General features: G+C 33.6%; 23 protein-coding genes. 10 read left to right on the forward strand and 13 right to left on the reverse strand.

The genetic code is table 11. The annotated features are described in order from the left end of the window. From RR554_RS07330 to RR554_RS07340, 3 genes are all read right to left on the reverse strand, one after another. The coding region (locus RR554_RS07330) for an aldose epimerase family protein (RefSeq protein ID WP_443081327.1) at positions 1-385 on the reverse strand (385 nt) is incomplete at its 3' end. A 1-nt stretch (position 386) separates the two neighbouring features. Beyond that, a complete protein-coding gene (pgmB, locus tag RR554_RS07335; RefSeq protein WP_332467722.1) occupies positions 387-1,049 on the reverse strand; it encodes a beta-phosphoglucomutase in 663 nt (220 codons plus the stop codon). Between the two features lie 116 nt (positions 1,050-1,165). Further along, positions 1,166-3,430 (reverse strand): glycoside hydrolase family 65 protein, encoded by a 2,265-nt coding sequence (locus tag RR554_RS07340; RefSeq protein WP_332467723.1) that lies wholly within the window; start codon positions 3,428-3,430, stop codon positions 1,166-1,168. Between the two features lie 207 nt (positions 3,431-3,637). Between RR554_RS07340 and RR554_RS07345 the strand changes: the two genes are divergently transcribed. The 8 genes from RR554_RS07345 to RR554_RS07380 all read left to right on the forward strand — a co-directional run bounded on the left by RR554_RS07345 (position 3,638) and on the right by RR554_RS07380 (position 13,177). After that, complete coding sequence (locus RR554_RS07345; protein WP_332467724.1) at positions 3,638-5,815, forward strand: PTS transporter subunit IIBC; 2,178 nt, start codon at positions 3,638-3,640, stop codon at positions 5,813-5,815. A gap of 74 nt (positions 5,816-5,889) precedes the next feature. Next, entirely contained in the window at positions 5,890-6,717 is an 828-nt protein-coding gene (locus RR554_RS07350) for an endonuclease/exonuclease/phosphatase family protein (protein WP_332467725.1), read from the forward strand. 14 nt (positions 6,718-6,731) lie between these two features. Beyond that, complete coding sequence (locus RR554_RS07355) at positions 6,732-7,742, forward strand: LacI family DNA-binding transcriptional regulator (protein ID WP_332463592.1); 1,011 nt, start codon at positions 6,732-6,734, stop codon at positions 7,740-7,742. A 142-nt stretch (positions 7,743-7,884) separates the two neighbouring features. Further along, the gene (locus RR554_RS07360; protein ID WP_332463591.1) at positions 7,885-8,424 is read left to right on the forward strand and encodes a DUF924 family protein; all 540 of its coding nucleotides are present in this window, start codon (positions 7,885-7,887) and stop codon (positions 8,422-8,424) included. A 50-nt stretch (positions 8,425-8,474) separates the two neighbouring features. After that, positions 8,475-10,280, forward strand: coding sequence for a glycerophosphodiester phosphodiesterase (locus RR554_RS07365; RefSeq protein ID WP_332467726.1), 1,806 nt, complete (start codon positions 8,475-8,477; stop codon positions 10,278-10,280). A 154-nt stretch (positions 10,281-10,434) separates the two neighbouring features. Beyond that, entirely contained in the window at positions 10,435-11,232 is a 798-nt protein-coding gene (locus RR554_RS07370; protein WP_332463589.1) for a formate/nitrite transporter family protein, read from the forward strand. 74 nt (positions 11,233-11,306) lie between these two features. Continuing rightward, a complete protein-coding gene (locus tag RR554_RS07375; RefSeq protein ID WP_332467727.1) occupies positions 11,307-12,455 on the forward strand; it encodes a glycerate kinase in 1,149 nt (382 codons plus the stop codon). Positions 12,456-12,457: 2 nt separating this feature from the next. After that, positions 12,458-13,177: an HAD family hydrolase gene (locus RR554_RS07380; RefSeq protein WP_332463587.1), complete on the forward strand. Its 720-nt coding sequence runs from the start codon at positions 12,458-12,460 to the stop codon at positions 13,175-13,177. Positions 13,178-13,222: 45 nt separating this feature from the next. On the opposite strand, the gene RR554_RS07385 is transcribed toward RR554_RS07380, so the two are convergent. From RR554_RS07385 to RR554_RS07395, 3 genes are all read right to left on the reverse strand, one after another. Next, complete coding sequence (locus RR554_RS07385; protein WP_332467728.1) at positions 13,223-14,953, reverse strand: ABC transporter permease/substrate binding protein; 1,731 nt, start codon at positions 14,951-14,953, stop codon at positions 13,223-13,225. After that, positions 14,946-16,151, reverse strand: coding sequence for a quaternary amine ABC transporter ATP-binding protein (locus RR554_RS07390; protein ID WP_332463585.1), 1,206 nt, complete (start codon positions 16,149-16,151; stop codon positions 14,946-14,948). Before RR554_RS07390 ends, RR554_RS07385 begins: the two co-directional genes overlap by 8 nt. Positions 16,152-16,292: 141 nt before the next feature. Beyond that, positions 16,293-16,901, reverse strand: coding sequence for a GntR family transcriptional regulator (locus tag RR554_RS07395; protein ID WP_332467729.1), 609 nt, complete (start codon positions 16,899-16,901; stop codon positions 16,293-16,295). 285 nt (positions 16,902-17,186) lie between these two features. Here RR554_RS07395 and RR554_RS07400 point away from each other — a divergent pair, with 285 nt between their 5' ends. Both RR554_RS07400 and yihA read left to right on the forward strand, forming a co-directional pair. Then, positions 17,187-18,791, forward strand: coding sequence for a glucosaminidase domain-containing protein (locus RR554_RS07400; protein ID WP_332467730.1), 1,605 nt, complete (start codon positions 17,187-17,189; stop codon positions 18,789-18,791). An 89-nt stretch (positions 18,792-18,880) separates the two neighbouring features. Beyond that, a complete protein-coding gene (gene yihA, locus RR554_RS07405) occupies positions 18,881-19,465 on the forward strand; it encodes a ribosome biogenesis GTP-binding protein YihA/YsxC (RefSeq protein WP_332463583.1) in 585 nt (194 codons plus the stop codon). Positions 19,466-19,496: 31 nt separating this feature from the next. On the opposite strand, the gene RR554_RS07410 is transcribed toward yihA, so the two are convergent. From RR554_RS07410 to RR554_RS07440, 7 genes are all read right to left on the reverse strand, one after another. Further along, positions 19,497-19,664 (reverse strand): SPJ_0845 family protein, encoded by a 168-nt coding sequence (locus tag RR554_RS07410; RefSeq protein WP_332463582.1) that lies wholly within the window; start codon positions 19,662-19,664, stop codon positions 19,497-19,499. A gap of 51 nt (positions 19,665-19,715) precedes the next feature. After that, positions 19,716-20,837 (reverse strand): NAD(P)/FAD-dependent oxidoreductase, encoded by a 1,122-nt coding sequence (locus RR554_RS07415; RefSeq protein WP_332463581.1) that lies wholly within the window; start codon positions 20,835-20,837, stop codon positions 19,716-19,718. Between the two features lie 81 nt (positions 20,838-20,918). Further along, positions 20,919-21,791 carry a cation diffusion facilitator family transporter gene (locus RR554_RS07420; RefSeq protein ID WP_332463580.1) on the reverse strand — a complete coding sequence of 291 codons (873 nt, stop codon included), beginning with the start codon at positions 21,789-21,791 and terminating at the stop codon, positions 20,919-20,921. Between the two features lie 224 nt (positions 21,792-22,015). Then, positions 22,016-22,282 carry a hypothetical protein gene (locus RR554_RS07425; protein WP_332463579.1) on the reverse strand — a complete coding sequence of 89 codons (267 nt, stop codon included), beginning with the start codon at positions 22,280-22,282 and terminating at the stop codon, positions 22,016-22,018. Positions 22,283-22,368: 86 nt separating this feature from the next. After that, positions 22,369-23,517 carry a pyridoxal phosphate-dependent aminotransferase gene (locus RR554_RS07430; RefSeq protein ID WP_332463578.1) on the reverse strand — a complete coding sequence of 383 codons (1,149 nt, stop codon included), beginning with the start codon at positions 23,515-23,517 and terminating at the stop codon, positions 22,369-22,371. 95 nt (positions 23,518-23,612) lie between these two features. Then, positions 23,613-24,335: an amino acid ABC transporter ATP-binding protein gene (locus RR554_RS07435; protein WP_332463577.1), complete on the reverse strand. Its 723-nt coding sequence runs from the start codon at positions 24,333-24,335 to the stop codon at positions 23,613-23,615. Further along, entirely contained in the window at positions 24,328-25,782 is a 1,455-nt protein-coding gene (locus tag RR554_RS07440) for an ABC transporter substrate-binding protein/permease (protein WP_332463576.1), read from the reverse strand. Before RR554_RS07440 ends, RR554_RS07435 begins: the two co-directional genes overlap by 8 nt. Positions 25,783-26,019: the final 237 nt, after the last annotated feature.

The raw sequence follows: 26,019 nt of genomic DNA on the forward strand, positions 1-26,019 counted from the left end.
TTTCATCAGTTAAAGAAAAAATAACTTTAGTAGAAGAAGACGTTTCTTCTATTTTATAGTCCCAAAATTGACACCACCAACCGTGACTTCCACCGTGAATATGGTGCTCACCATTATTTTTTTCAAGTCTCACATTTTGCCATTTAGCGTCTTTAATTCGGCCAGCAACAGGACCAACTAAAGCACCAAATTGTGCTGTATCAGCTAAAATATTTTCAGGTGTATCAAGTGTTAACAAAATATTTTCTATTTTTCCGTTTTTATCAGGTGTTAAAAAGTCATGCCATCGTGCACCAAAATTTAAGAAGGTTGCTGAAAGTTGGTCATTCTTTAAAGTGATAAAATCAATGTTTGTTTTTGAATCTTGGTAAATAGAGTAAGACATCTTATTTGTTGTTCCAAACAGATTTAAGATAAGTTAACGATAATTTACTTGTATCAGGAACTAGGGCAATGTCTTTACCTAAATCTTTTGCTTCACCCACACCTACAGGAATTGAACCACTAGCTTTAATGGCCGCAATACCAGCTTGAGAGTCTTCAATTCCAATCGCTTCAATGATTGGTACATTAACAGCTTTGGCAGCAGCAACAAAAATATCTGGTGCTGGTTTTCCAGCAGCGACAGAGCCAGGATCAACGATAGCATCAAAGAAGTGACTAATCTCCATTTTATCTAATAATAAAGGACCATTTTTACTTGCAGAAGCAAGAGCAATTTTGATATCTGCTGCTTTTAATTCTTCAAGTAACTCTAAAATGCCAGGATAAATATCTTTAGGTGAGATAGCTTGAATCATCTCAACATAGTTGTCATTTTTTTCTTTTGCTAATTCAGCAAATTTTTCAGTACTAATATCTTCTAATTTATTACCATGTTTCAAAATAAGAGTAAGAGAATCCTCACGACTAACGCCTTTTAGTTTTTCATTAAATTCTCTATCAATTGAAATACCTAAATCATCTGCAAGTTTTTTCCAAGCATGAAAATGATACTCGGCTGTATCAGTAATAACACCATCTAAATCAAATAAAACACCTTTAAACATTATTAAACATCCTCTCTGTTTTCAAAAATGAGAGTGAGACAAGATGTCGCACTCTCAAGTCATTATCATTTTAAAATAAATTTTGCTAAAAGTCTACAAATGTATATACAAGTTAATTATTTAACTGGAACTGTAATAGTATCAGTAATATGATGAACTTCATCATATAGTGTCACATCAAGTGAGTCACCACTTAACAAGGTAATCGTTACATTTGAGTCAATTAAAACATGTAATAAGCGGCCACGATAGTTAATATGGAACGCATATTTACTCCATTTTTCGGGCAAGAATGGGGAGAAGCTAAGTGTTTCTTTATAAGTTTTCATTTGTGCGAAACCTTGAACAATAGCTAACCAACTACCAGTCATTGATGTAATATGTAGACCATCTTCAGTATCGTTGTTGTAGTTGTCTAAGTCTAGTCTAGCAGTACGTTGGTACATTTCAATCGCTTTTTCTTCCATACCAAGTTCAGCTGCTAAAATCGAGTGAATACAAGGAGAAAGTGATGATTCATGAACAGTCATTGGTTCGTAAAATTCAAAGTTACGACGTTTTTCTTCCATTGTAAATTCATCATTAAAGAAGTAAATACCTTGTAGGACATCTGCTTGCTTAATGAAGCATGAACGTAAGATATGGTCCCATGACCAGTTTTGATTTAATGGAACGTCTGTTGCTGCTAAATCTTTAACAGGCATTAAGTCTTTATCTAAGAAGGTATCGTGTTGAACATATACGCCTAACTCATCGTCTTTAGGGAAATACATATTAGCAACAATATCTTCCCAATGTTTGATTTCTTCATCAGATAATTTAACGCGTGTTTCTGTTTCGTATTTCAAGTAATTTTCTAATGTGTATTTAAGAACCCAAGCAGCAATATAGTTAGTGTACCAGTTGTTATTAACATTATTTTCATATTCATTAGGACCAGTTACACCATGCATCATGTATTGTTTGTTGCGTTTTGAATAATGCACACGATCTGCCCAGAAACGAGCAATTTCAGCTAAAACTTCTAAGCCATCACCCTTAATATAAGAAGTGTCACCTGTGTAGTTAGTATAATTGTAAATCGCATAAGCAATTGCTCCATTACGGTGAATTTCTTCAAATGTAATTTCCCATTCGTTATGACATTCTACACCAGTGAAAGTCACCATTGGATAAAGCGCTCCATTAAGTCCTTGTTGACGCGCATTATGTTGCGCTTGCGGTAATTGGTTATGACGGTATTTTAATAAGTTTTCAGTGACACTTTTATCAGCTAAAGCTAAGTATAATGGTACCGCGTAAGCTTCAGTATCCCAATAAGTTGCACCACCATATTTTTCACCAGTAAAGCCTTTTGGTCCAATGTTTAAGCGGTCATCTTCACCGTAGTAAGTTGAAAATAATTGGAATAAGTTAAAACGAATTCCTTGTTGTGCTTCATCATCGCCTTCAATAACCACATCAGCTAAATCCCAGCGTTTTTCCCAGGCAAGTGAGTGTACTTCTTTTAACTTCTCATCAGAAGAATGAGTAACATCAGTCATAATTTGTTGAGCCGTTGCTAATTGTTTCGTTTCTTCAATATCACGACTAGTCACAATAACAACCTTTTTATTTAAGTTGATTGTTTCGTTTTCTTTTACATCAAATACAAAGCTTTCTGTAGCAAGGAAAGCTTCTGTTGCCGAACTAGTTGTAAATGATTGCCCACTAGCTTTATTTTCCATTAATGCTGTAATTGTAAATTGTTCAATCCCAAAATTATTAGGAATTGTTCGAGTTGTGACATGAGAGTCACCAACGCTTAACTCTTCCCAGAACATTTCTTCATAGTTACTATCTTCATTGTGGACGTTGTTATCTAATTTAGAAACAACTTTAATAGTACCTTGCCCTTTTAGAACTTCAGCAGTCATGTTGATAACACCTAATTCTTTTGTAGCAACACTTAAAAAGCGTTCAAAAGAAAATTTAACGGTCATATTTTCAACAGTAACAGTAAAGTGACGAGATAAGATACCATGTTCCATATCTAGTTCTTGATAAAAGTCTGTTGGGTTTTGAGTAGCTAAGTCAATTTTTGTTTCATTGACATATAAATCCATCGCAATAAAATTAATAGCATTGATGACTTTCCCAAAGTATTCTGGATAGCCATTTTTCCACCAACCAACGCGTGTTTTATCTGGGTACCAAACACCAGCAAGATAACTACCTTGATGATGATCACCACTAAATCCTTCTTCAAAATTTCCTCGCATTCCCATGTAACCATTTCCTATACTAGTCAACGATTCTTGTAAGCGAATATCAGTTGGATATAATTCAGTTGTTGCAATTTTCCATGGATTGATTTCAAATAAACGTTTTAAATGTTTCACTTAAAGTATCCCCCTCGATTGATTTATACGTTTATCATAAACGCAAACGTTTGCGAATTCAATAGGGAAAATGGCATAAAATTAAATTGCTACCGGTAACATTTTGAGAAGATTCATCTTATAGACCTTTACAAAGAAAAATAGAAAAGATATAATTTAGTTACGAAACCGATTGCGTTAATTTTAAAAAAAGAAAGGTGAAAAAGCATGAAGAAGTTATTGAGTTTTGAGTTTTGGCAAAAGTTTGGAAAAGCATTAATGGTTGTAATTGCTGTTATGCCGGCAGCAGGTTTAATGATTAGTATTGGTAAATCAATTCCATTGATGAACCCTAATTTTGCTCCATTTGTTACTACTGGTGGTGTTATTGAGAATATTGGTTGGGCAATTATTGGAAATCTACATTTACTATTTGCATTAGCCATTGGTGGTAGCTGGGCAAAAGAAAAAGCTGGAGGCGCATTTGCAGCTGGTATTTCTTTTGTGTTAATTAACCGTATTACAGGATCAATTTTCGGTGTGACAAGTGATATGTTAAACAATCCTGATGCATTCACTCACACATTATTTGGTACTAAAATTATGGTAAAAGGATTCTTTACAAGTGTCCTAGAAGCACCTGCACTTAATATGGGTGTGTTTGTTGGTATTATTGCTGGTTTTGTTGGTGCGATGGCATTTAACAAGTACTATAACTATCGTAAATTACCAGAAGCTTTATCATTCTTTAATGGTAAACGTTTCGTGCCGTTTGTTGTTATTCTTTGGTCAGTCTTAGTTTCATTAGTGTTAGCTATAGTTTGGCCATTTATTCAATCAGGTATTAATAACTTTGGTTTATGGATTGCAAGCTCTCAAGACACAGCCCCAATTTTAGCACCGTTCTTATACGGAACATTGGAACGTCTATTATTACCATTTGGTTTACATCATATGTTAACTATTCCGATAAACTATACACAATTAGGTGGTACTTACGAAATTCTTTCAGGTGCACAAGCTGGAACACTTGTTTATGGACAAGACCCATTATGGTTAGCTTGGGCAACTGACTTAGTTAACTTAAAAGGTGCCGGAAATATGGACCAATACAATCAAGTGTTGAATAACTTTACGCCAGCTCGTTTTAAAGTAGGTCAAATGATTGGTTCTTGTGGTACATTGATGGGATTAGCTTATGCAATGTACCGTAATGTTGATGCTGATAAAAAACATCAATATAAATCAATGTATTTCTCAGCAGCACTTGCAGTGTTTTTAACAGGTGTAACTGAACCACTAGAATTTATGTTCATGTTTGTTGCGATGCCTCTTTACGGTGTGTATGCCGTGATTCAAGGGTTAGCATTTGCTATGGCAGATATTATTCATTTACGTGTCCATTCATTTGGTTCGATTGAATTTTTAACTCGTTTACCGATCACATTTAAAGCAGGACTTGCCGGAGATGTTCTTAACTTTGTTTTAATGGTAGTTGTATTTGCAGTAGGTACTTACTTCATCTCTAATTTCTTAATTAAGAAATTTAACTATGCAACACCAGGTAGAAACGGAAATTATGAAATTGATGGCGCTCAAGAAACAGCGAGTGGTGCAACAATGACCGCTTCTGGATTAGATCAACAAGTTGTTGATGTGATTAATTTATTAGGTGGAAAAACTAATATTTCTGACGTTGATGCTTGTATGACTCGATTAAGAGTCTCTGTTAATGATAGAAGTTTAGTTGGTTCAGAAGAGAACTGGCGTAAAGCTGGTGCGATGGGTCTTATTATTAAAGATAATGGGGTTCAAGCAGTTTACGGACCAAAAGCAGATATTTTAAAATCTGATATTCAAGATGTCCTAGATTCAGGTGTTGATATTCCAAAAAGTGATTTCAATTCTGTAGATACTAGTTCTGAAAATAAAGAAACAGCCTTTTTGAATAAACAAGTTGATTTGTTATCTGTTGCCGAAGGGGAAGTTATCCCAATTGATAAAGTAGCAGATGAAGTATTTTCTCAAAAAATGATGGGAGATGGCTATGGTGTTATTCCAACAGCTAATGAAGTCGTTGCCCCTGTGTCAGGTAAAGTAGTGACTGTTTTCCCTTCAAAACATGCTATTGGTTTAATGAGTGATGATGGCTTAGAAGTCTTAGTTCATATGGGACTTGATACAGTTGAGTTAAAAGAACCAGCATTTGACGTAGTTGTTGGTGAAGGTGATACAGTTACAGCTGGCCAATTATTAGCTAATGCTAATTGGGAAGCTGTAAAATCAGAAGGTAAGGGCACAACAATTGTTGTTGTCATTACTAATAGTGATAAAGTTGAAAAATTAGACATGCTACAATTAGGGCAACAAAATAAAGCGACAACAGTTGGTCAAATGAAAATTTAATAATGTGTCATAATAATAAGAGGTTTGGCATACTTGTCATGCCTCTTTATTTTTAGAATGGAGACGAAAATAAGATGAAGTTTGTATCGTTAAATACTCACAGTTGGATGGAAGAAGATGCTCTTAACAAGTTAAAAGAAACAGCCGATTTTTTAATTAATCAGGATATTGATGTTATAGCACTTCAAGAAATTAATCAACGTATTGATGCTGAAGAAATAGGAAGCGACTCATTTTATTGTGCTATAGAGGGACAACAAATTAATGTAAAAAAAGACAATTATGCGAGAGAATTGGTCCTTTATTTGAGAGAAAAAGGCTATAATTATTATTGGAGTTGGGCGTGTAGCCATATTGGGTACGATATTTATGATGAGGGATCTGCGATATTATCAAAACAACCTTTTGAGGCAGAAAGTTTGTTGGTTTCACCAATGGATGACCCGACTGATTATCACACAAGGCAATTAGTGCTTGCACATTTTAAGAATGAAGAAGTCCCATTAACCGTAGCAAGCTGTCATTTTTCTTGGTGGTCAGAAGATAAACAAGAGGGTTTTTATTATGAATGGGAACAATTATTGTCACGACTTTCTCAATTACCTCATCATCAAGTGATGTTATTTGGAGATTTTAATGCACCAGCTCATATTAAGGATGAAGGCTATAGTTTAGTAACAGAAACATTTACAGATGTCTTTGAGTTAGCCGCTAAAAAAGAGGGCTCATTTACAGTGGATGAAAATATTGATGGTTGGGCGGATAATAAAGAAAAACTTAGAATTGATTTTGGTTTTGTTTTAAAATCAATGAATGTGTTATCGTATCAAGTGATTTTTAATGATATCATGGGTTCAATTGTCAGTGATCATTTTGGGATTATGATTGAGACAGCACCATAAAGAGGGGGATAAAGATGAGTGTGACAATCAAAGATGTCGCAAAAGAAGTAGGGGTAGCGCCATCAACAGTGTCAAGAACGTTAAGAGATCATCCGAGTATTTCAAGAGAAACCAAAGAAAAAGTAAGAAAAGCGATGGATAAACTGGGTTATGTTCCAAATGTTTCGGCTCAAAATTTAGCCAATAAGTTTGCCAATACCATTGGGGTTATTTTACCAGCTATCGGTTCAAAAGAGCGAAAGAGTAATCCTTTTTATTTAGAAGTGATTACAGCAATGAATGAAGAAGCAAGCAAGCAAAAAATAACCATTTCAATTGCTTCAGGTGAATCACAACAAGAGTTATTAGAAAATGTACAATTGATGTACCGTCAAAAACGAGTGGATGGTTTTATTATGTTGTATGTCGAAGAGGATGATAGTGTTCTTGAGTATTTGATTAAAAATAAAGTACCATTTACTATGATAGGACAACCGTACAAATTTCATAATGAAGCAAGTTGTGTGGATAATGATAACCAGTTACTTGGCTGGACAGCAACCACACATCTAATTGATAAAGGTCATGATAGCATTCTGTTTGTAACTAATAACCAGCAAGAAAACTTTTTTAGAGAACGTTATTATGGTTATCAAACATGTATGACAGATAAAAAATTAGAAGCTTTACCTGCATTTCCATTAATTACACCTAATGATTATGCTAACTTTGATGAGTTACTGAAACAGGAAAAAATAACTGCCTGCATTGCTTTAGATGATATGTTTGCTTTACGCTTGATTCAAATGATCAATTTGTCAGGTTACAAAGTGCCAGATGATGTGTCTGTCATTAGTTTTAATAATTCCATCTTCACAACACTACTTCATCCGTACATTACGTCAATTGATGTGAATGCCGCTCAGCTTGGTAAAACAGCTGTTCAAGAATTTTTGACACAATTAAAAGATTCAGATGAAATGAAAAAGAAAGTAATCATACCTCATACTTTAATTGAGAATGAGACTGTTTTAAATAAAAAATAGTAACAACAGAGGCCGACTTATTTTTAGTCGGTTTTTTTTAAGCAAATTATTTATTTAAACAATCATCTATGTCGTTTAACTACTATTGAAAGCCACAATAATATATAATAGAATACATTAACAGACGTAAGGAGTGAGTCTAATGGATTATAAAGATATTTTAAATTTTTGGTTCAATGAAATTACACCTGAGCAACGATTTAAAAAAGATGACGCATTTGATGAGGTACTACATGAACGTTTTGAAAAAATCCACGAGTCGGTTTCCAAGGGAGAGTGTTTTTCTTGGCGTGAAACGATTCAAGGAAGACTTGCAGAAATTATTGTGTTGGATCAGTTTTCGAGAAATTTATTTCGAGGGACAGCAACGGCTTTTAAATACGATGGCATGAGTTTAGTGTTAGCACAAGAAGCGATTAAACTAGAAAGTGTTCAAGAATTATCTATCGATGAAAAAGCCTTTTTATTTATGCCGTTTATGCATTCGGAGTCAGCAATTATCCATGAAGTGGCATTAAAGTTGTTTGCTGAGAAGGGCATGGAAACTTATTTAGATTTTGAAGAACGTCATTATGCAATTATTAAGCGATTCAATCGTTATCCACATCGTAATGATAGTTTAAAAAGAGTGTCTACACAAGAAGAAATCGCCTTTTTAAAGGAACCAAATTCTTCTTTCTAATAGAGAAGAAAATTGAAAAAAAGCAGTGAAAGTTAAGTTAGGAGTTTGTTATGAGTTATTTTAAAAGGAATTTTATGAAAACGTGGCGATTTATTGGCGAGGCTAAATCTTATTTTCGTGATGTTTTATTAATGCATGGATTTTTAATGTTTTTCTTAACGCCATTTTTAGCAAGTGTCACCCGTTTTATTTTAAGGCAAGGAAATTTGTCTTATATTTCCTATGACAATTTAGGATCGATTATGGTGTCTCATCCTTTCGTGTTTATTGGGTTAATTGGCATGATTTTATTATTAGTGACATCGGTTTTTTTTGAGTTTACATTTTTACTACTTAGTATCTATTTTATTCAAATTAGACAACCTATATCGCTTAAGCAATTATTAAAAGGGACATTACTGCAATTAAGAAAAATAAAATTTAGTACGTTACTTTTCTTTCTGTTTTACTTCTTTCTAGTTTTACCAGTGACTGGGATGAAATTTAACTCAGAGTTGTTATCCAAATTTGAAATACCCATGTTTATTCTGGATTTCATTTTTGAAAATCGAATTCTCTTTGTCGCATTATTTATATTAGCCTATTTATTTTTAATTTATCTAGGCATTCGATTTATCTTTGCTTTACCAGAGATGATATTAAAAGATCAAACTTTTAAAAAATCAGTAAAATTTAGTTGGAATGAAACAAAAGGAAATTTCCTTAAAATTTTAGGTCAGTTTATTATTGTGACATTAACCCTTGTTGGGTTTTCAGGTATCTCTTATGGCGTGATTATTTTCATCCAAAAAATGGTGGAAGAGCATTTATCTAAATATAGTTTAGGTTCCGCCTTAGTATTAATGACGTTACTTCAAGCAGTATGGTTACTAAGTGTTATTTTATCAACGGTTGCCATCTTTTTCATTACAATTGATTATATGGATAGTGGTAACTTTTTACCAGAGAAACCATCCTGGTTTGAAGTAGAAGAAAAAAAAGAACAAAAATTATGGCAAAAAAGAGTTAAATCTGGCGCTATTTTTGTTTTTGTATTAGGTGGCGTTGTATTTGTTGGAACATTTAATTGGGAGTTTTTAAATCATCCAACGACGATTAGACCAGTGACAGTTTCCCATAGAGGGGTAGATAATGGTAACGGTGTTCAAAACTCGGTAGCTGCGTTAATAAAAACAAGCCGAGATACACATCCAAATTATGTTGAAATGGATATTCAAGAAACAAAGGACCGACAGTTTATTGTGTATCATGATTTTAATTTAAAAGCTCTAACAGGTGTTAGTAAAAAACCAAATGAATTACCCTTATCAGAAATAACTAAATTAACTGCTCACGAAAATGGTAAAGAAGAATCAGTGGTTTCTTTTGATGACTACTTGGCTGAAGCTAACCGAATTAATCAAAAGCTAATGATTGAAATCAAGCCAACCAAAGAAGATAGCCCAGAGATGATTGATAATTTCTTAAAAAAATATGGTAAAAATATTTTAGAAAATGGCCATATTATTCAGTCTTTATCTTTTGATGTTGTAGAGGAGCTTAAAAAGAAAGAACCTAAAATTGTGGTTGGTTATATTATGCCCTTTAGTATAGTGGGGCCTCCTGATGGTGAGATGGATTTCATCACTATTGAATACACAACTCTCACATCAACATTTATTAATACTGCAAATTTAAAAGGCAAAGAAGTGTACGCTTGGACACCAAATGACGAAGAAACGATTACTCGGATGTTGTTTTATGGCGTAGATGGTATTATTACAGATCAAATGGAAATGCTTAATGATACTTTAGTAGATGAGAATAAGATTACTTATTCTGATAAACTATTATACTTTGCTATTGGTATGGGATAAAAAATTAGATTAAAAGAAAAGAGAACTCAAAGTGATTGAGGTCTCTTTTTGTTTTCAGAAAATTTATAAGCTTTCTGAAAAGTTCTTTACAAATTTATCGTTAATGGATAGAATAGTCTCTGTATGCGTAAATTTATTTCAGAGGAGTAATAAAATGAAAACTTATTCACCAATGTTTGAGCAAATTGACGGATCAATTAAAAAGAAAGTCGATTTAATTGATAACCATTTTGTTCGCTATGCTGTTAGAGCGATGTTAGCTTGTCTTTTTCTAACATTAGGAACAGCAGTTGCTTTTTGGATTGCGATTCAAGGAGAGAGTATTGTTCATGGGTTAGGTAAAATGTTATATGCGTTTATGTTTAGTTGGTCACTAGTCATGATTCTTTATATGAATGCAGAGCTTGGAACATCAAACATGTTATATGTGACAGTTGGTGTGTATCGAAAAAAAATAAATGTAGCAAAAGCACTGAAAATTCTTTTTACATGTGTCTTGTTTAATTTAATCGGTGGAGTTATTTTTGCTTATTTTGTTTCCTTAACAGGGCCATTTTTAAATATGGATGCTAATAACTATATGTTTGAAGCCATTGCAGCTAAACTAGATAAATCAACGGTTCAAATTGTGGTTGAGGGAGCATTTGCTAATATTGTTGTAAACACAGCTGTTTTAGTTAGTTTAAGAATGAAAGACGACGGTGGTAAAGTCCCCGCAATTATCTTCATCATCTTTATCTTTGCCTTTTTAGGCTACGAACACGTTATCGCTAATTTCCCTGCATTTTCATTAGCCTTTTTTGCCTCAGGTGGTACAATTGCTAATATGACAGCAGGAGCAGTGATTCATAACTTAGTCTTTGCGTTTATCGGTAATTACATCGGTGGTGGTTTAGTCATCGGTTTAGTGTATGCCTGGTTAGATAAACCAAGTACACAATATTTAGATTAATTATTTAACTGATACCATTCTTTAAGGAGTGTGTGTCAGTTTTTTTGTTATACTAGAATAAAGAGGTGACAAAGATGAGTAAGATAATGATACTTTCAGATTCCTATAAACATAGTGCGTCATCTAAACAAATTGGTGAATGGCTAAAAGAGGGCTTTTTAATGCAAGACAAGCATTTAGATATTGATGTGTTCCCCGTTGCTGATGGTGGGGAAGGAACGTTAGAAGCACTCCTTAGTTCATTAGGCGGTGTAAAAAAGCAAACAAACGTGCCAGGAATTTTTGGTGAGACAATAAGTGTGTCCTATGGGAAAAATGAAAGTAGTATCTTTATTGAAAGTGCAGAGGTTATCGGCATTGAAAAAACAGGTAATTTAAATCCTTGGTCAGCATCTTCCTATGGCTTAGGAGTTTTAATGAAACGCCTTATAATAGAAGATAAACCCAAAAAAATTTACATCGGAATTGGTGGAACTGCTACAAATGATGGTGGTATAGGTTTCCTTCAGGGTTTGGGTGCTGATGTTTTAGATAATAAATCAGAGCAAGTTACAAAAGGTATGAAAGGTCTTTCTCTAGTGAATTCTATTACTCTTAGTGCTGTTGATGACTTATTTAAAGAGGTTGAAGTAATTGTTTTAAGTGATGTTCAAAATCCACTATGTGGGCCAACTGGTGCGACTTATTTATTTGGACCACAAAAAGGAGTAGAAGAAAAAGATTTAGCGAGTGTTGATGTATGGATGGAAAAATTTGCTATAAAACTTAGTCAACATTTAGGTGTTAGTTTACAAGAAAAACCAGGATCAGGTGCTGCTGGAGGTCTTGGTTTAGCATTAATGGCATTACCTAATGTCACGTTTCAATCAGGGGTTGAAAGTATACTTGAGATGGCTGGGATTGAGAAAAAATTAAAGAGGTATGATTTAGTGATTACGGGTGAAGGTAGAATGGATGGTCAAAGTCAGCTAGGAAAAGTTCCTATTGGAATTGCAAAAATGACGCGAGAAAGTCATGTGCCATTATTTGCAATTGTTGGTAGTCAGTCTAGAAATCAAAAAGATAACTACAAATTAGGCATTGATTTAATAATTGATTGTGTAAATGAGCCAATGAGTTTAAATCAGGCAATTGAAAATGTGGAAGTATTAGTAAAAAATGCGAGCCAAACAGCCTATTATGCCTATAAATTAATTGAAAAATTTGGTGAAAAGGAAAGATAAAAATGAAAATAGTTGTATTTGATGTAGATGATACCTTGTATGATCAAATAGATCCTTTTAAAAAAGCGATGACAGAGGTTTTTCCAGAGATAATGGAAGTCTTAGAAGTAAGTATGAGTCAACTCTATTTAAGATTTAGATACTATAGTGATAAAGTGTTCCATCTCACTGAAAATGGAACACTACCACTTGAAGAGATGAGAGTATACCGGATAACAGAGGCAATGAGAGATTTTTCTTATGTGGTATCGACAGAGCAGGCACAAGATTTTCAAGAAAGTTATCAGAAGAATCAAGGACAGATTGTTTTAAAAAAAGAGATGGAGGATATTATTACTAATTTAAATGAAAATAATATTACCATGTTAATTTTGACAAATGGTCCAACAGAGCACCAAAAAAGAAAAATTAAGCAACTTGGTTTAGAGTCTTTCTTAGATGAAAAGAAGGTTTTTATTTCAGAAGAGGTTGGTTTAGCTAAACCAAATCGAGAAATATTTGAGCATATTGAAACTAGGTTTGCTTCTTCTTTTCCGTCAGATTTTATTTATGTGGGTGATTCTTATGAAAATGATGTCATGGGTGCTAAAGGAGCTAATTGGAAATGTATTTGGTTAAATAAATATCAAAAAATAATAGAAAAAACTACATTTCAAGCCGACGTTGAACTGACAGATTATCATGAACTGGATAGGGTATTAGCTAGTTTACTAAAAAAATAAAATATACCGGATGCCGATGTTATCATCGACTTCCGGTATATTTGTTTATTTCTTCCATTCAGCAACTTTCTCAGGATTATTTTTAATCCATTCTTTTGCAGCAACGTCAGGTGATTCTCCGTTGTTAACTTTTAACATGATACTTTCAATGTCTTTTGTTTCCCAATGGAAGTTTTTAAGAAGATTATAAGCTTCAGGTTCATCTTCTTTTAGACCTTTTCTTGCAATCGTATTGATAGATTCTTCATTTCCCATTGTTTTTTTAGGATCTTCTAAATATTTTAAATCGTATTTAGAAAACATCCAATGAGGTGACCATCCAGTGATAACAATAGGTTCTTTGTTTTTAATTGCTTGATCTAAGGCAACAACCATTGCACCAGAAGAAGATGTTTCTAACTTCCAATTCTTTAAATTCGGATAAGCATTTAATGTTTCTTCAGCAGCAGATACAACACCAGCCCCAGGTTCAATACCTGTAATGACTTGACCAGCTTCACCTTTTAAATCAGCAATGCTATCAACATCCATGTAACTAGGAACAACTAATCCAACTTTAGCTCCCTTTAAATTAGCATTTAAAGGATCTAAGGAATCTTTATATTGTTCAAACTGAGCTTTATGAGTCTTAGGTAACCAAGCAGATACCATTGCATCTGATTCGCCTTTTGTCATAGATTCCCACATAATCGCATTATCAAGTGGTGTCATATTGACAGTGTATCCCATTTGTTTTAATACTTCACCAACCACATTAGTAGAAGCTACTTCAGAATCCCACTCTACATAAGCAAGGTTAATTGTCCCCTTGTCGTCTTCTTTAGAGACCATTGAGAAAACTGAAAAACCACCAATAATTAATAATGCTGCACTAATGATTGAATAAGTTTTCTTTTTTGAACTTTTTTTACTTTTAGATTTTTCTGTGAATTGCTTTGGTTTATTAATATGTTGCGTAAAACGATCAATGATAATAGCTAAAATAACTAAAGCCACACCATTAACAAAACCATTTCCGACTTGGGCTCTTTGAAGAGCAGATAACACACCACGCCCTAAACCAGGCGCACCAATCATAGAAGCAATAACTACCATAGAAAGAGATAGCATTGTTGTTTGGTTGATACCTGCTAAAATGGTACTTTTTGCTAAAGGTAACTCAAGTTTAAACAGCTTTTGTTTGCCGGTTCCGCCAAATGAATCCGAGGCTTCAACCAATTCTTTTGGTACTTGTCTGATACCAAGGTTGGTGAAACGAACGGTAGGAGGTAGGGCAAAAATAACTGAGGCAAAAACCCCAGGAACCATTCCAATTCCAAAGAAAGCAACAGCAGGAATTAAATAAACAAATCCTGGCATAGTTTGCATGAAATCAAGAATAGGAGTAATAATTTTTTGAGCAGTCTCGTTTTTAGCCATTAAAATACCAAGTGGAACACCGATAATAATCGATGTGATACTTGAAATAAGGACTAAAGTGAGTGTATTCATTAAATCTGTCCAAAGACCTTGATTTAAGATGAAAAGTAGACCAAGAAAAGTAAAACTTGTTAAGCCCCATTTTTTATTTGAAATAAAATAGGCTGTGATGGTTACTAACGCAATCAACAGAAGTGGTGGAATGATTAAGAGTCCATTCGTTAAACCTTCCATGATAGTTTGTCCAATCAATTGGAAAAAAGAGAACAGACCAGAAAACGTTTCTGTCATCCACGCTGTAATTGATTCAACCCAGTCAGCAACAGGTAATTTTGCAAATAATAGTAGACTATTCATTCAAACCCTCCTCAATTGTCTCATCTGGCGTACCAGCAAGAGCTTCGATAACGCGACCGCGGATGATAACACCTAATAATCGACCGTCATCGACTACTGCAAGAGGCATTGGTGAGTCATAAACGATATTAAAAATATCACTAACAAGCATGTCTTTTGGAACAGTTGTGACTTCCTCAACCATGACCTCTTCTAAAGTTAACCCTCTTTTACGAGCTCTGTGAGCTTCATCAGCTGTAATATAGCCACGCAAATTACGTTTTTTATCAACAGCTAATAGCATACTAACATCATCAGCACGCATTCGTTGAATAGCAACGTTAGGACCATCTAGTTCAATATTTGTTGTAATCGCTGGAACCATGATATTACTTGCCGTTAAAACTTTTGAACGATCGACATCTTCAACAAACTCACGAACGTATTCATTAGCTGGATTTGTTAAAATTTCTTCTCCAGTTCCAATTTGCATAATTTGTCCGTCCTTCATTAAAGCGATTCTGTCGCCAATTCGTAAAGCTTCATTTAAATCGTGAGTGATGAAAATAATTGTTTTTTGAACGGTTGCTTGAAGATCAATTAATTCATCCTGCATTTCTCGGCGAATTAAAGGATCTAAAGCAGAGAAAGCCTCATCCATTAGTAAAATCTCAGGATCATTTGCAAGAGCGCGTGCTAAACCTACACGTTGTTGCATCCCACCAGATAATTGTCCAGGATACTGATCTTTAAATGAAATCAAACCAGAATTTTCTAAGGCTTTTTCAGCACGTTTTGTTCTTTCTTCTTTTGGAATACCACGAACTTCTAATCCAAATTCTGTGTTTTCTAAAATAGTTCGATGTGGAAATAAACCAAAGTTTTGGAAAACCATACTCATTTTATGTCGTCGAACCTCTCGTAGTTCTTCTTTATCCATTTTTGCAATATCTTTTCCATCAATATATATATCCCCAGAAGTTGGCTCGATTAGTCGGTTAATTAAGCGAATTAATGTAGACTTTCCACTTCCTGAAAGTCCCATGATAACAAAAATTTCCCCTTCGTTAACGTCGAAGTTTGCATCGTACACACCAACAGTTGCTCCTGTTTTCTTTAGGATCTCAGTTTTTGGTTTTTGTTCTTGGATCATTTTTAAAGCAACTTGGCTTTTTTTACCAAAAACTTTAGTTAAGTGTTTGACTTGAACTTTTACCATGTTAATCTCCCCTTTATGTAATTTTCTTTTGTTTTTCTGAAAAAACAAAGTGACCACACTATGTTAACATCGGGTGGTCACTTTGTCAAAATTATCTGATCAATAAAAAAAGAATGTGTTTTCACATTCTTCAACAGATGCTTACTTATTAGGATAAAAGAAATTAATCATTCTTTGTGTAGCAAACTCATCACCAACAAAATAGACCGTATCATTTGAATTTAAAACAGCGTATGGACCGGGTGATAAAATCAATTCATCGTTATGTAAGATACCAATAACAGTTGTACCTGTTTCGTGCCATAAATTTAAATCAGATATCGACGTATCTAAATGCTCAGCTTCTTCAGTTAATAAAAGTTCTGAAGGTAAAAATGGATTTACTTTATTTAGTTTCACTGTTTGAGAAACAAGTTGATTGATAATATGCGTGAAACCATCTAATTCTTTTTTTTGGCGATTAAGACTGCTAAATAAATCATCTTTAATGTCCTCAATAGACTGCACATCTTGATACTGCTCTAAAAAAGAAACAGCCTTTTTTTTAGAAGAGACAAAGACGCCGCTGCCATGTTTTACTTCCATAATTCCAAGATCAACTAAGATGTTAACAGCTTTTCTTGCTGTCTCAGGTGATACACCAAAGGTCGAAGCAAGTGTAGATCTGGCATGGATTTTTTCACCGACCGGATATCGGTTGTCTACTATTCTCTCAGCAATCTCAATAGCTATTTGCTGATAACGTGGCATTCTTGTTTGTTTTTTTATCACTAGGTATCACCTTCCTTTATTGTTAATTCTATCGTACTAAATTATAAAATAAAATGCAAAATGACACAATAAGATAAATACAAGAAGCAAATTATTTGTTTGTTTATAAATAGTATGTTAATTTTAATGCATGATTTAATAACTTGAAGAACTAATTAGCAGTTAAGTTTTATTAAAGGTTATGTGAAAAGTTAGTTTTTTTTACATAGGCATGTTATAATTGGCGCATTCGAATTTTTATAGGTTAAGGAGAGTTAGAGTAAGATGAAGAGAAAATTACTGACAATCTTTATTGTGGCATCTTTTACAAGCGGTCTTGTTGCTCCAGTGGTAAGTTATGGCGCTGAAGTAATGGGAGAAACGGCGAGTGAACAAGTTGCTGAGGAAACAGAAGATAAAACAGAAGAAACAGAGAGTACCGAAGAGGTGGAAAGTACACCTGAAACAACAGAAAGCACGACAGAAGAAACAACGTCTTCAGAAGAGCAACCAGAATCATCAGAAGAAACAGCTCCTTCTGAAACAGAAGAAACAAGCACAAGTGAATCAACGACGGAATCAACAACAGAGCCGTCAAAACCAAAACCAGTTAAACCAAAGCCAACAACACCTTCTAAAGAAGAACCAAAAAAAGAAGAATCAAAGAAAAATGAAACAAACGAGGTGTCAAAAAATAAACAAACAGGGACACCAAAAGAAAGTGTTATAACTGGCGAAGAATCAGGAGTTATTGCAACTGAAGAAAATTCATCACAATATGTTTCATCAGGTGATATTAACTTCATAAAAAATCAGTCAACTGAAGAATTCGTTGAAAGTATTGGCGATAAAGCTAGAGAAATAGGTCAAGAGTACGATTTATATGCTTCAGTAATGATTGCCCAAGCAATTCTTGAGACAGGTTCTGGAAATAGTCAATTGAGTCAGCCGCCTAACCACAACCTGTTTGGTATTAAAGGTAGCTATAAAGGCGACTCAGTTTCATTTAGCACAAGTGAAGATAATGGTAAAGGAAGCCTGTACACGATTAACGCATCGTTTAGAAAGTACCCAGGCTATAAAGAATCATTTGAAGATTATGCTGAGCTACTAACAAATGAAAAAAGAGGGAATGGCGATTTTTATAAAGATACTTGGAAGAAAAATGCCAAAACTTATAAAGATGCAACCAAAGCGTTAACTGGAAAATATGCGACAGATACAAGTTATGACAAAAAATTAAATAAATTAATAGAAACCTATGATTTAACATTTTTTGATCAAAAATTAAGTGGTGGCGCTAAAATTCAAAACGTTTATTATGATGTGAAAGATGGAGATACGATTGATTCAATCATTTCAGAGCATAATTTAGATAAAGAAGATTTCCAAAAATGGAATAAAGATATTCTAAATGATAAAAAAGAATTAACTGATTCAAAACGTGTGATTATTGGTCAACGTAAAGTCTCTACTTACAAAATTAAAAACGTTGCAACAAAAGAAACAAGTGAATTTATTATCCCGCTAAAAGTTGGCTATACAGTCACTAGTCCATTTGGTTCTCGTGGTGGTGAACATCATAACGGTATTGATATGGCAGTAGCAAGTGATACATTAATTTATGCTAGTTCAAAAGGAAAAGTAGTTGCTAAGGGATTTGATCCATCAGCAGGAAATTATGTTATTTTACAACATGATAATGGACTTTATACAAGTTATTTCCATATGACACGTTCAGCTGTTGCAATTGATCAAAAAGTTGATATGGGTGATATGATTGGCTATGTTGGTTCAACTGGTAATTCAACAGGACCGCATTTGCATTTTGCGATTAATTCAGAATTATGGTCTGGTTATATTAATCCAGCAAGCTATATGGAATTTTAATTAGAAACGTAAGAAGAAATGAAAGAAGTGTTCATTTCTTCTTTTTTTTGTTAAGATAGGAAAGAATAAAAAAAGAAAGTGGAGATATTATGCAAGTACATAAAGCAGAGATTATTATTAGTGCAGTCTCACCAGAGCAATATCCAAAAACACAGTTACCAGAAATTGCTTTAGCAGGTCGTTCAAACGTGGGTAAGTCATCTTTTATTAATGCCTTAATTAACCGAAAAAGTTTAGCTAGAACATCAGGTAAACCAGGAAAAACGCAAACATTGAACTTTTACTTAATAGAAGAAGCGCTACATTTTGTTGATGTTCCAGGTTACGGCTATGCAAAGGTTTCTAAAACAGAGCGGGCAAAGTGGGGACAAATGATTGAGACTTATATTACAGAAAGAGAGCAACTAAAAGCAGTTGTTTCATTAGTTGATATGCGTCATGACCCAACAACTGAGGACATTCAAATGTATGAATTTTTAAAATACTATCAAATTCCAGTAATTGTCGTGGCAACTAAATGTGATAAAATTAAAAAGAACCAATGGAACAAACATGAATCAGGAATCAAGAAAAAACTTAATTTTGATCCTTCTGATGATTTTATTGTTTTTTCTTCTGAAACAAAAGAAGGAAAAGACAAAGCGTGGGCAGCCATTGAGCATTATCTAAATTAAAAAAGAAGTTGAGACTAATTATCTCAACTTCTTATTTTTTGTCTTCATCACTTTTAATTGTAAATGTTGCATTTGTCATATCTACTGTAAAGTTGTTATTTTTATTAACAGCTTTTTTATTTTCTTTTTTATCAGGATCAATGGCAAATTCTTCAAATAATTTTTCTAAACTGTCTTTTTTCTTAAATGTCATTCCCATAAGCACACATCCTTTTCTTTTTTATATCATAACATGATTATACGCTAATCGTCACTCATTTTTAAAAATATACTGATTTGGTTTATGGCGATATGCTTCAAAATCTGTTGTTTGATTCATAACCCAATCAGCTAGTGTTTTTCCGATTATGGGACCAGTTGTTAACCCAGAAGAGCCAAGTCCACTGGCAACTAATAAATGAGGTAGTGAGCTAATTTCACCAAAGAATGGTGAAAAATCAGATGTATAAGCCCTTGTACCAACACGAACAGTAGAAATATCAACAGTATCCAAGCCAAAAATAAATTCTTCAGCATCTTTTTTCAATGAAGAGAGAATGAGTGGATTTGGTTTCAAATCAAATCCTTCATCATTTTCATGGGTAGCACCAATAAGAATATTTCCATTATTAAATGGAATAATATCAGTTTCCCCAACAGGCATCATAACAGGCCAATTATTGGTCTCTAGAGATGTATGCAACTCAATAAGTTGTCCCTTTTGTGGTCTAATATCTACGGAGTAATTAAGTGGCACAAGTAATTCGCCAATCCAAGCACCACAGGCTAGAATCAATTCATCAAATTGATAAGTTTTCTCTTGGTCAGAAACATACCAGGCATTATCTTCATAGGAAATATTTCTAATTTTTGTTTGAATGAAGGAATTCCTTTCATTCATTGTAGCGTCAATCAATAACTTAATCAAAAGGGCACCGTCAATTTTAGCACCGCCAGAAATAAATAAAGCTGACTCTTCATGACTAATGTTAGGAATCAATCGTTTTAAGTCTCTAGCTGTTAGAAGACTGATATCACCAATTTCAGGTGCCTCAATTTTTCTTTGTTCAGCGAGTTTTTTTAGTTTTAATAATAATTTTTCATCTTTTTTATAAAGAATCGTTCCCGTTTTTTGATAGACTGCTTGAGTTGATGTTATTTTTTCCAAATCTTTAATAAGTTCTGAATAAAATTTAGCTCCTTCTTTTGCTAAAAAGTACCATTCTTTATTGCGACGTTGAGATAACCAGGGAGAGATGATACCTGCAGCTGCAGATGTCGCTTGTCCAACACCATCATCTAAAATAGTGACATGTTGCTTTTCTTTACTTAAATAAAAGGCAGCTGTTGCACCAACAATGCCACCGCCAATAATACCAATTTTCTTTGTCATATATTATTCCTTCTTTTTTGCTTTTCTTATTTTGAAGTATATAGAAAAAAACTGAAAACAGCTAGTTTTCAGTTTCTGTTATTAAGATTCATAGGGTTCTACATGAACATCGATATCAAATATATCGAATTTTCTTTTTAAATCAGCTTCCATTTCATCAACAATTTCATGGCTTTCTTTAACAGTTAATTGTGGGTCCATCCGAACGGTAACATCAAGAAAGACATTAGCACCTAAATTACGAGCTCGTAAAACGGATACTTCTTTAATTCCTTTAACCTTCAAAATTTCGAGTTTATAAATAACTAATTTATCTCGGTCAAATCCATCAGATAAGTAAAAGGTACTTTCTTTAAAAATTTCAAAGGCAGTTTTTAAAATAATAACAGCAATAATGACAGCTGTTAACGTGTCTAACCAAGGAAGATGAAAACTAGCAGTAAAAACAGCAATAGAAGTTCCAAGACTGGTAAGCATATCACTAAAGTTATCTTTTGAAACAGCTTTTAACGAGCTACTATTATATTTTTCTCCCAGTTTTTTGTTATATAAATAAACAAGATACATAATGATAGCTGAAATAATACCTACAATTGCAGCTATTGGTTCTGGTTGTTCTACGTTATGGGTGATCAGTGATTCAACTGCGCTAATTAATACTTGAAAACCAACAGCAAACATAATTAAAGAAGTTAGGAGACTAGCAACATTTTCCGCTTTCCAATGACCGTAACGATGCTCATTATCCGCAGGTTTACGGGATAGTCTGAGTCCAACAAAAATAGCAACAGAGGCTATTGTATCTGTAAAATTATTTAATCCATCCGCAGATAGAGCTTTTGAACTAGCATAGCTACCAACGCCTAATTTAAAGATAGCTAGAATAACATAAGCTAATATACTAACTAGGGCTCCTTTTTCTGCTTGTTTTAATTCTGCACTTCTTTCTGACATGTAACTTCTACTCCTTTTTTATAACTGAATGAAAAGTATAACAGTAAAGTACCCTTTTAGAAAAGGTGGAAAAAAATAATTAAGCTCTCCTAAAAATAAGAAATTAAGTGGAATTTGTTCATCATTGATTGATTGAAAACCATTACGTTCAAATATATGATGAATAGACAATAAAAAAAACTGAAAACAAAATGTTAGTTTTGCTTTCAGTCAGAATTGTTTGATTAGTTAAATGGATTAATTAAAATACCATTGATGTTATTAACTGTTGATAAATCAATTCGTTTGTTGTATGTTTCTTCCGTTCCAATTGTAGAGAAATTTAAGTAAAGATCTTCACCATTGTATACAAGTTCAAAAAAATCAATATCAGAAAAGATAGTTCGTTTTGTATTATTATAAATAATAACTAATTTTCCACTCTCTACGTAAATAGGTGATGCAAGTAAATCATTTGTTACATTTATAATAGATTGTTTAGTTCTTGCCATAATCAGTCACTCCTTTTTTGATAGTGTAGCATATTTTTTAAAACGAAAACAACTAATAACAGCTGTTAGATTAAAAAAAAGTCAAATTAAAATACGAGTTTTTCAATTCTATCAAAAGCTTCTTTTAAAACAGATAAATCTTGTGTAGCAGCTAAGCGAATGTAATTATCGCCTGATTGACCAAAAGCTTTCCCAGGAATAACTAAAACTTGTTGCTCTTTTAAAAGTTTCATCGCAAAATCAATGGATGTTAAACCAGATTTTTCAATATTAATAAACGCGTACATACTGCCCTTAACTGGATTTAAGCTGACAAAATCTATGGTAGAGACACGCTTTTCAATGTAAGACAGTCGTTCTTTAAAAATAGTTGTTACGGTTGGTACTATTGCCTCACGGTTATCGAGGGCATAAATACCTGCTCGTTGTGCCGGTGTTGGTGCTGAAAAGGTGATGTTCTCATTTAATAAAGTACAGGCGTCATTGATATAACTTGGGGCAATCATAAAACCAATACGCCAACCAGTCATTGCAAATGTTTTAGAAAAGCTGTTCAGCGTAATCGTGTGTTCTGGAGCAAATGTTGCCATTGGATAAAATGTTTCACCATAACTAAAAGCTTCATATACTTCATCAGATAGAATGTAAAAATTGTGTTCAATTGCTAAATCAGCAATTTGTTTTAGTGTTTCCTTCGAAAAAACTGCTCCAGTTGGATTGTTAGGAGAGTTGATGATTAAAGCTTTCGTTTTTGGAGTAATAGCTGCTTTTAGAATAGCTATATCAATTTGAAAGTCATCTTTTTCATAAGTTGGAATAATGACAGAAGTGCCACCAATTTCTTCAACTTGCGTTTTGTAAGGTGAGAAGAAGGGTTCATGAATGATAACCTCATCTCCCTCATTTAAGATAACGCCAAGAGCGAGGTAGATACCATGAAGTGCCCCAACAGTTGCTCGAACTTGACTTGTTTCAAATGTTAAGTTGTAGTTACGTTTATATGTATTTAAAACAGCTTGAATAAATTCAGGACTACCATCTGGGGCGGTATAGTGAGTGTGACCTGCTTTGGCATCTTTAAAAGCTGCTTCAATAATTGAGTTATGAGTTGTTAAATCTGGATCCCCATAAGATAAATCAAGTAAATCATCTATTTGGTTTGCCATATTACCAAAATCAAGTAATATATTTTCAACAGGTTTTTGATAAAACTGAGATAAGTATGTTGAATTCATGTGTCTCCTCCTTAAGTAGTATGCTACCTATCATAAAATAAAAGTTGTAATAAAAGCAAAGAAATGACTCAAGACTTTTATTACAACAGAGTTTATTATAAAATTTTACCTAAGAATTCTTGTGTTCTAGTATTTTTGGGATGATCAAATATTTCTTCAGGTGTGTCATCTTCTTGAACAATACCATCTGCCATAAAAATAACTCTATCTGCTACTTCTTTAGCAAATCCCATTTCATGGGTGACCACAACCATTGTCATGCCTTCTTTTGCTAAATCTTTCATAACGGCCAAAACTTCACCAACCATTTCAGGATCAAGAGCAGATGTAGGCTCATCAAATAACATCACATCTGGGTTCATAGCCAAGGCTCTGGCAATCGCCACACGCTGTTGCTGCCCACCAGAAAGTTGAGAGGGAAAGCTTTCTGCTTTGTCTTTTAAACCAACACGTTCTAATAAATCAAGAGCATGCTTTTTAGCAACTTCAGGAGACTCACCTTTTACTTTAATCGGGCTGATTGTTAAGTTTTCTAAGACAGATTTATGTGGGAATAAGTTAAATCCTTGAAAAACCATTCCCATTTTTTGACGCAGTTTATTAATATCTGTTTTTTGGTCGACAAGATTGACACCCTCAAATTCAATTGTTCCACTTGTAGGTTGTTCCAAAAGATTTAAACATCTTAAAAATGTACTTTTACCACTACCAGAAGGGCCGATAACAACAACAACCTCTCCTTGTTTAATAGTGACATCAATTCCTTTTAGTACTTCATTTTTGTCAAATTTTTTAGTTAGTCCGTTAATATTAATCATTAGATCCCATTCTCCTTTCAGCAACACCTAAAATTCTAGATAGTGTAAATGTTAAAACAAAGTAAATCATTGAAACAATTACAATTGGTAAGAATGGTTTAAAACTAGCTCCTTGCACGACGCCACCTTGGAACATTAATTCTGATACACCAATAACTGAAACAACAGATGATTCTTTGATAACCGTTACAAACTCATTGCCTAGTGCAGGTAAAATATTTTTAATCGCTTGCGGTAAGACAATGTGACGCATAGCTTGCGCTTGATTCATTCCTAGCGATCTTGCAGCTTCTGTTTGCCCAACGTTAACAGCTTGAATACCTGCCCGAACAATCTCAGCAACGTAAGCCCCACTATTTAAAGTTAACGCTAAACAGCTAGCAACTAACGCACTTAGATCAAGACCAATCACATTAGAACCAAAGAACACTAGAAAAATTTGAACAAGTAGTGGTGTTCCACGAACATATTCAATATAGACAATAGCTATTCCTTTTAATAATTTATTTTTTGATAGTTTCATTAAGGCTAAAACAGCCCCTAAAATAGCTCCAAAGAACACACCAATAAAGGCTAAAAAGACAGTATAAGCAGTTCCTTTAACATAAAAAGAGCTGTATTTTTTAAAGAATGATTCTTCTTCAAACATCAATTTAGAGGCATCTTTTTGATAGCCATCCATTAATTTTTTATCTTTTATTTCTTTGATAGATTTGTTAATAGAATCAGCAAATTCAGTTGAATCTTTTGGAATAGCAACAGCAGTTTCTTTACGACCATTTTTAAAAGAAACGTTATCAGGAAATGCTAAAGCTTTATTTTGTAAAATATAAGCCTCAGCAACAGGACCTTCAATAACAGCTCCCTCAATTTTTTTATTTTGAAGTTGTAAAATAATATCAGGTAAACGTTGAAGAGAGACTGTGTCAGCAAAGAGTTCATCATTTGATAATTCCTCTTGAGTAGATTGTTTCTGTGCCCCTACCTTTTTACCTTTAAAATCTCCAATAGAAGTATATTTTTCTTGATCTTCTTTTCTGATGATGACCTTTTGATCAACAGTCATGTATGGATCAGAAAAATCTACCTCTTTCAATCTTTCAGGTGTAGGTGACATACCAGAGATAACCATGTCAATTTTGCTTGTTTTAAGTGCCCCAATTAAAGCGTCAAAACCATATTCTTCAATCTTTAGTTTAACACCCATATCATCGGCAATTTTTTGAGCAATATCAATATCCATACCAACAATTTTATCTTTTCCATCAACGGTAGCGTGGAATTCATAAGGCGCGTAGTCAGCAGAAAGACCAACAGTTAACACGCCTTTGTCTTGAACCTTTTGCAATGTTGGGTCACTATTTTCTGCATTTACTTTAGTAAAACCTATAAAACTGAATAAGAAAATCATTATGATGGCGAATTTCTGTTGCCATTTTTTTGTCATAAAAAGCACTCCTTTATTTATCAATGATTGAATTATACAATTAAAATTTATAATATTCAAGTTTTAATTGTATAATTGCATAAAAATAAGGAAAAGCTCGATTTTTATGAATAAAAATGATAATCTGTTAATAAATATTAACTAACTAAGGAGGATTAATAATGATAAAAAATTTGATTGTAAGAGGAGCACCTCAAGAATATATATGCAAGATAGGTGCATGGCAGGAGTTGGAAA

The sequence above is a fragment of the Vagococcus sp. genome (assembly GCF_036639995.1).
Taxonomy (GTDB): domain Bacteria; phylum Bacillota; class Bacilli; order Lactobacillales; family Vagococcaceae; genus Vagococcus.

Excerpts from the sequence above, each read along its gene's own strand:
- pgmB (WP_332467722.1), bottom strand. The coding sequence starts at position 1,049 with ATGTTTAAAGGTGTTTTATTTGATTTAGATGGTGTTATTACTGATACA.
- RR554_RS07345 (WP_332467724.1), top strand. The coding sequence starts at position 3,638 with ATGAAGAAGTTATTGAGTTTTGAGTTTTGGCAAAAGTTTGGAAAAGCA.
- RR554_RS07350 (WP_332467725.1), top strand. The coding sequence starts at position 5,890 with ATGAAGTTTGTATCGTTAAATACTCACAGTTGGATGGAAGAAGATGCT.
- RR554_RS07355 (WP_332463592.1), top strand. The coding sequence starts at position 6,732 with ATGAGTGTGACAATCAAAGATGTCGCAAAAGAAGTAGGGGTAGCGCCA.
- RR554_RS07360 (WP_332463591.1), top strand. The coding sequence starts at position 7,885 with ATGGATTATAAAGATATTTTAAATTTTTGGTTCAATGAAATTACACCT.
- RR554_RS07365 (WP_332467726.1), top strand. The coding sequence starts at position 8,475 with ATGAGTTATTTTAAAAGGAATTTTATGAAAACGTGGCGATTTATTGGC.
- RR554_RS07370 (WP_332463589.1), top strand. The coding sequence starts at position 10,435 with ATGAAAACTTATTCACCAATGTTTGAGCAAATTGACGGATCAATTAAA.
- RR554_RS07375 (WP_332467727.1), top strand. The coding sequence starts at position 11,307 with ATGAGTAAGATAATGATACTTTCAGATTCCTATAAACATAGTGCGTCA.
- RR554_RS07380 (WP_332463587.1), top strand. The coding sequence starts at position 12,458 with ATGAAAATAGTTGTATTTGATGTAGATGATACCTTGTATGATCAAATA.
- RR554_RS07385 (WP_332467728.1), bottom strand. The coding sequence starts at position 14,953 with ATGAATAGTCTACTATTATTTGCAAAATTACCTGTTGCTGACTGGGTT.
- RR554_RS07390 (WP_332463585.1), bottom strand. The coding sequence starts at position 16,151 with ATGGTAAAAGTTCAAGTCAAACACTTAACTAAAGTTTTTGGTAAAAAA.
- RR554_RS07395 (WP_332467729.1), bottom strand. The coding sequence starts at position 16,901 with ATGCCACGTTATCAGCAAATAGCTATTGAGATTGCTGAGAGAATAGTA.
- RR554_RS07400 (WP_332467730.1), top strand. The coding sequence starts at position 17,187 with ATGAAGAGAAAATTACTGACAATCTTTATTGTGGCATCTTTTACAAGC.
- yihA (WP_332463583.1), top strand. The coding sequence starts at position 18,881 with ATGCAAGTACATAAAGCAGAGATTATTATTAGTGCAGTCTCACCAGAG.
- RR554_RS07410 (WP_332463582.1), bottom strand. The coding sequence starts at position 19,664 with ATGGGAATGACATTTAAGAAAAAAGACAGTTTAGAAAAATTATTTGAA.
- RR554_RS07415 (WP_332463581.1), bottom strand. The coding sequence starts at position 20,837 with ATGACAAAGAAAATTGGTATTATTGGCGGTGGCATTGTTGGTGCAACA.
- RR554_RS07420 (WP_332463580.1), bottom strand. The coding sequence starts at position 21,791 with ATGTCAGAAAGAAGTGCAGAATTAAAACAAGCAGAAAAAGGAGCCCTA.
- RR554_RS07425 (WP_332463579.1), bottom strand. The coding sequence starts at position 22,282 with ATGGCAAGAACTAAACAATCTATTATAAATGTAACAAATGATTTACTT.
- RR554_RS07430 (WP_332463578.1), bottom strand. The coding sequence starts at position 23,517 with ATGAATTCAACATACTTATCTCAGTTTTATCAAAAACCTGTTGAAAAT.
- RR554_RS07435 (WP_332463577.1), bottom strand. The coding sequence starts at position 24,335 with ATGATTAATATTAACGGACTAACTAAAAAATTTGACAAAAATGAAGTA.
- RR554_RS07440 (WP_332463576.1), bottom strand. The coding sequence starts at position 25,782 with ATGACAAAAAAATGGCAACAGAAATTCGCCATCATAATGATTTTCTTA.